Consider the following 5,530-nt stretch of genomic DNA (forward strand, 5'->3'; position numbering starts at 1 on the left):
GCCGGGGGCCCCCGGCCCGGGTCGCATCATAGCGCTCCAGCAGATCATGCGAGGTGATGCCGCTGGTGGAGCGCAGATGGACGTCACCGATCGTGCCGGAGAGGATGGCCTGCATCTGGCCATAGTCCGAGCGGAAACCCTCGGTCACCGCGGCGAGGCGGGAGAGCGGCGGACCGCTACGGTCGGCATATTGGCTGTCGGCGCCGCGGATACGCTGGCCGATGCCGACAAGCTCGGCATTCCAGTCCGGTCCCAGCGCAAGATGCGCGGTCGCCCGCCCGCCCCAGATGCGGGTCTGATTGACATCGGTGCGACCGAGCAACGGCTTGTCGATATAGCCTCCCTCCGAGGCCGCATTGGCGACCAGTCGCACGGCGAGCCGATCCGTGACGATCGGCGCGTTGAGCACGGCTTGCGTATCCAGGCCCGGCTGACCGTGCTCGGTCGCCGAGCTTCCCACGGCCACCGAGCCGCTGGTGACGGAAAGGTCGACCGGGTTGGGCACCAGGCGGATGATGCCGCCAAGCGAGCCGGCGCCGTAGAGCGTGCCCTGCGGTCCCTCCAGCACCTCTACCGCGGCAAGATCGGCGAGCCGCAGGTCCGGGTCCGGCGCATTGTAGCTGAGGCGCAGGTCGCCATAATATTGGCCGACGGTCGCCTGGGTCGGGCCGGTGAAGCTGGAATCGGCGATGCCGCGGATGAACAGCTTGTTGCGGCCGGCGCCGAGATAGGTGGAGGTGATGCTGGTGAGCCGCTGGACGAGCCGCTCCGTGCCGCCAGTGCCACCACGTTCCAGCTCGATGCCCGGCACGCGCGCGACCTGGCCGGCGAACTGGTCGCGGCTGGTGTCGCGTTTGCTGGCGACGACGAGGATGTCGGGACCGGGGGCCGTTTCTGCCGGCGACGCGGCGATCCGCACCGGCTGGCGGCGCGGCCGCCGGGGCGGGGTTGCGGCAGCGTTCAGCCGCCAACCGACCCCGCCGACGGGCTGGACGGTCGCGCGCGCGCGGGCGGCGATGCGTCCCAGCGCCGCCTCCACCGTCATCCGGCCATGCAGGGCGGGGACGGGTCGGGCCCATAAGCCGGCATCGGGTACGACGATGCTGGTCCGTGCCTGACGGCCGAGCGCGGTCACCTGCTGGCCGACCGTGCCGGCCGGCAGGTCGACGGGCAAGGTCTGCGCCGCTGCTGCCGGGGTTATGGCGAACGCTGCAACCGTGGAGAGCCTTCGCGGGATGATGCTCAACGGCGCTCGTCCAATATCCAGTCGCTACCATTGCGCCGCACCTCGACATCCAGCAGGACACCCAGAGCGCCCGGATCGTCGCGAAGCCCCCGCATCTCCAGCGTGCCGTTGAAGGTGCGCGGGGCGACCGCCGGGGTGGTGGTGATCCGCAGGCCAAGCTGCCGCGACAGGTCGACCGCCACGTCGCGTAACGCCGCATCGTCATAGGCAAGATGGCCCTCGCGCCAGGCACCGACCTCCGTCGCATCCTGCCGGCCGCGCCGCAACTGCCCGTCGACCTCGGTCACCGACTGACCCGGTTCGAGCCGCAGCTTGGCGCCCTGCGGATCGACCAATACCGCGCCCTCCGCCACCACGACATGCGTTTGATCGCCGAGCAGACGCACGTCGAACACCGTGCCGAGGTCGGTGAGGTCAAGGTCGCCGGCCCGGACGCGGAATGGATCGGCCGCATCGTGGCGGACGCGGAACAGCGCTTGGCCAGCGAGAACCGTGGCGCTGCGCGGGTGGGCGGGGTCGAGTTGGACCCGCGACCCTCCTGCCATCACGATATTGCTGCCGTCGGCGAGGCGGATGACGCGCTGCTCGCCTGCCGTCGTGGCGACCATGTAGCTGCGGTCGCGCTCATGCCAGACGCCAAGACCGATCACGCCGATCAGCGCAGCCGCCATGGCACCGCCTATCCAATGGCGGCGCGCAGGCCGCGACGAAGACGTTTCGTAAGCGGTAGCGGGGGGTGGCGCCTGTCTGCGTACCAGCTCGGTCGCGGCCTCCAGCGAGGAGACCGCATGGTCATAGCGGGTCGACCGTCTCGGGTCCGCCTCCAGCCATGCCAGAAATTCATCCCAGTCCGCCGTCGGTTCGGCCATGCGCAGCGCCCAGTCGAGCGCCTCGGCATCGATCGGCTCGTGAGCGCCGTTCCCGCCGAATGCGCTCATCGAATGGCATCCTTCAGCGTGGTGAGCGCACGGGCGGCCTCGCGCAGGTCGGCTTCGACGGTACTGAGGCTGACGCCGAATTCCACCGCCACGGCGCGCTGCTCGACGCCATCGATGCGAACCCGGCGGAAGACCCCCGCCTTGCGCTCGCCCAGTGCGTCCAAAGCTGCAACGACCCGTGCCGCCTCCTGGCGTGCGCCGATTTCGCGCTCTGGCGTCGGCATCACGACATTCTCGTCGTGCCGGTCCGCCTCCCAGGCCTGCTCGCGTTTCTCGGCCTGACTGAGCGAGCGATAGCGGTCGATCATCAGGCGGTCCGCGGCGCGGTGGAGATAGGCGACCGGATTGGCGATCGGGCCGTCGGAACGGGTGGAGATGGTCACCCACAGGTCATGGACCAGATCTTCGGCGGCATCCCCCGCACCGCGCGCCCGGAGAAATCGGACGAGGCGATCACGGTTTTCCAGGTAGACGAGTTCCAATCCGCTGGGCGGCATGTCCTGACGCGTCATCCATTGTGGCCGATCCAGCCTCATAATAGGGTGGGCGCCGGTAAAGAAAGATGCTTCTTCGCTATGCGGGATTGCTCGGTCTGATCGACGGGCGAGTCGACGCTCTGCGAGATGGAGGCAGCCGGCACCCGGACGCTGGTTGTCGAGACGGATGTCGATGGCAAGCATATCTGGGTAGACGGAGACTTGGCTCGCCAGCCTTGCTTCAATCATCAAAGGAACCCGGCCTCGATCATGACGAGACCCGATCCTGGCATGGCCGGCACCGGCCCGTCTAGCGACCTGCACCGGGCGGGCCGGGCGGGGCGAAGCGCAGGACGGCATATCCGGTCAGGGCCGAAAGCGTCGAACCCAACAGAATGCCGATCTTCGCATCCTCGACGAGCCGAGGCGTGGCAGGGAAGGCGAGGGCCCCGATGAACAGGCTCATGGTGAAACCGATCCCGCAAAGCAGGATGACACCATAGGTCTGCATGGGACTGGCTCCCGCCGGGCTCGCAAAGAGCCGCCATCGCGTCCCCAATCGAAGCGCGCCGAGGATGCCGAGCTGTTTGCCGAGGAACAGCCCGGCCGCGACGCCGAGCGGCAGCGGGGCGATGACCGCCGCCAATCCGATCCCTGCCAGAGACACGCCGGCATTGGCGAAGCCGAACAGCGGTACGATCAGCAGCCCGACCAGCGGGGCCAGCGCATGTTCCAGACGGTGCAGTGGGGCGCTGGCGCCGGCGCCGCGCGACCGCAGCGGGATGGCGGTCGCGGCGAGGACACCGGCGATTGTCGCATGAACCCCGGACAGCAGCACGGCATACCAGAGCAGCGCCGCGAGAAGCAGATAGGGCGCCAGCCTGTCGACCCCGCGGCGACGCAGGAGGTGCATCGCCCCGAACAGGACCGCTGCCGCCAGGATCGCCGGGAGGTCGATCGACGCGGTGTAGAACAGGGCGATGATCGCGACCGCGCCGAGGTCGTCAACGATCGCGACCGACATCAGGAACAGCTTCAGCGATGGCGGCACCCGGTCACCGAGCAGCGCCAGGACGCCGAGCGCAAAGGCGATATCGGTTGCGGCCGGGATCGCCCATCCGCCGCGCAGCATCGGGTCGGACCCGGCCACCAGCAGATAGACCAGGGCGGGAGCCGCCATGCCGGCCGCAGCCGCGACCGCAGGCAGGGTCCGCTCGGACCAGCGCGAAAGCCGACCTTCCAGAAACTCGCGCTTCAGCTCCAGGCCAACCAGCAGGAAGAACAGGGCCATGAGGCCATCGTTGATCCAGAGATGCGGCGTCATCGGCCCCAGCCGATCCGACAGCGTCGGGCCGACCGGCCTGTGCAGCAGATCATGGTACAGATGCGGGCCGGGCAGGTTGGCCGCGATCATCGCGAGCAGCGCCGCTCCCATGAGAAGCAAGCCACCCGCCGCCTCGCTACGCAGGACAGCGAAGCGAGCCTTGGCGGCATCGTCATGGGTCTGGTCGGCCATGCAAAGCCCCGCCTTTCGCTTTCACGCCATCGAGCGTGCCATGCAGGTTGATGGAAGAACGTGATCGAGCATGACGGCCGGGGCGGCCGGCATCGCGGGACATGTCGGTCCACTGTCCTAGCGGCCACGGTAGCGCGCGGACAATCGGAAGATGCATTGCCGCTTATAGATGACCGCTATAAGATTGGGGATGCCTCGCCTTCAGCAACTCCGCTATCTCGTGGCGGTCGCGGATACGCTCAGCTTCAGTCGTGCCGCGGATCAGTGCCGCGTGACCCAGCCCACCCTCAGCATGCAGTTGAAGGAACTGGAAGGCCGGCTGAACGCGCAACTGGTGGAGCGGACCCGCGCGCGCGTGGTGCTGACGCCTGTCGGGGCCGAGATCGCGCGCCGCGCCCGGTTCATCCTGGCCGAGATCGAGGATATTCGGGAAATCGCCCGCCGGGACGATCCCGATGCGCTCCAGGGCACCTTGCAGATGGGCGTTCTCCAGACGATCGGCGGCTATGTCCTGTCGCTGGCGATGCCGGCATTGCGCGAGGCGTTCCCGCGACTCCGTATCGTCGTGCGGGAGGACCGGCTGGAGCATCTGCCGGGCAGATTGTCGGACGGCACCCATGACGTGCTGTTGCTACCGCACGCGCCGAACCAGCCCGATTTCAGCTCCGCGCTGCTGATCCGGGAGCCGCTGCACCTGGTCATGCCCCGCGAGCATCCGCTTGCCGCCCATAACATCGTTCCGCCCGAGGTCCTGGCCGGGGAGACGATCCTGCTGATGGACCGCACGCCCCGGCTGCACGATCAGATAACCTCGCTATGCGCCGAATTCGGCGCGATCGAGGCGGATGATTTCGCGGGGACGACGCTCGACACGCTGCGTCTCATGGTCACGACCGGCATGGGATTATCGCTTCTCCCCGCCCTCTATGTCCGGTCGGACGTGTTGCGCGAGACGCTGATCGTGGCGCGGCCACTGGCCTCGCGAGCGCCCGTGCGCGACTTGACGATGGTCTGGCGGACCTCGTCACCGCGAGAAGCGACCTATCGCCGCCTCGCCGAGACGATCCGCGCCTGTGTCCAGCCTTGGGGGCAACCGGACGGCGGTGGGCCAGCCACGATCCCGCAGGTCTAGGTCGGTGCCGGCACCGGCTGACGGGAAGCGTGAGCGTGCAAGTCCGACGGACAGCGCGCCGATGCCCTAGAGCTTATGCGACAGGGCTGAACGAAGCGTCGATGCCTCGACTTGAAGTAGGTCAGCTCAACCGCCTTATCGAAGCACCACATCAGATATCCAAGAACCGGTTTACAATTTAACATAACATTTCTTATCGAACTAGCGTTATCGAAATATCGA

Annotated in this window: 5 protein-coding genes; 1 reads left to right on the forward strand and 4 read right to left on the reverse strand. The window is 67.7% G+C overall.

Going from position 1 to position 5,530, the window contains the following annotated elements; all coding sequences use genetic code 11:
- From BRX43_RS19715 to nhaA, 4 genes are all read right to left on the reverse strand, one after another.
- A partial coding sequence (locus tag BRX43_RS19715) for a TonB-dependent receptor plug domain-containing protein (RefSeq protein WP_241215100.1) occupies positions 1 to 1,174 on the reverse strand: 1,174 nt, incomplete at its 3' end.
- A gap of 68 nt (positions 1,175 to 1,242) precedes the next feature.
- Complete coding sequence (locus BRX43_RS19720) at positions 1,243 to 2,184, reverse strand: FecR domain-containing protein (protein WP_125996753.1); 942 nt, start codon at positions 2,182 to 2,184, stop codon at positions 1,243 to 1,245.
- Positions 2,181 to 2,696, reverse strand: coding sequence for an RNA polymerase sigma factor (locus tag BRX43_RS19725; RefSeq protein WP_241215101.1), 516 nt, complete (start codon positions 2,694 to 2,696; stop codon positions 2,181 to 2,183). Before BRX43_RS19725 ends, BRX43_RS19720 begins: the two co-directional genes overlap by 4 nt.
- A gap of 274 nt (positions 2,697 to 2,970) precedes the next feature.
- Positions 2,971 to 4,176 carry a Na+/H+ antiporter NhaA gene (nhaA, locus tag BRX43_RS19730; protein ID WP_125996754.1) on the reverse strand — a complete coding sequence of 402 codons (1,206 nt, stop codon included), beginning with the start codon at positions 4,174 to 4,176 and terminating at the stop codon, positions 2,971 to 2,973.
- Between the two features lie 190 nt (positions 4,177 to 4,366).
- Between nhaA and BRX43_RS19735 the strand changes: the two genes are divergently transcribed.
- The gene (locus tag BRX43_RS19735) at positions 4,367 to 5,308 is read left to right on the forward strand and encodes a hydrogen peroxide-inducible genes activator (RefSeq protein WP_164523697.1); all 942 of its coding nucleotides are present in this window, start codon (positions 4,367 to 4,369) and stop codon (positions 5,306 to 5,308) included.
- Positions 5,309 to 5,530 lie beyond the last annotated feature (222 nt).

The sequence above is a fragment of the Sphingomonas sp. S-NIH.Pt15_0812 genome, assembly GCF_003951315.1.
Lineage (GTDB): Bacteria > Pseudomonadota > Alphaproteobacteria > Sphingomonadales > Sphingomonadaceae > Sphingomonas.

Bases quoted from the DNA above. Each gene is read 5' to 3' on its own strand.
- nhaA (WP_125996754.1), bottom strand. From the start codon at position 4,176: ATGGCCGACCAGACCCATGACGATGCCGCCAAGGCTCGCTTCGCTGTC.
- BRX43_RS19720 (WP_125996753.1), bottom strand. From the start codon at position 2,184: ATGAGCGCATTCGGCGGGAACGGCGCTCACGAGCCGATCGATGCCGAG.
- BRX43_RS19735 (WP_164523697.1), top strand. From the start codon at position 4,367: ATGCCTCGCCTTCAGCAACTCCGCTATCTCGTGGCGGTCGCGGATACG.
- BRX43_RS19725 (WP_241215101.1), bottom strand. From the start codon at position 2,696: ATGACGCGTCAGGACATGCCGCCCAGCGGATTGGAACTCGTCTACCTG.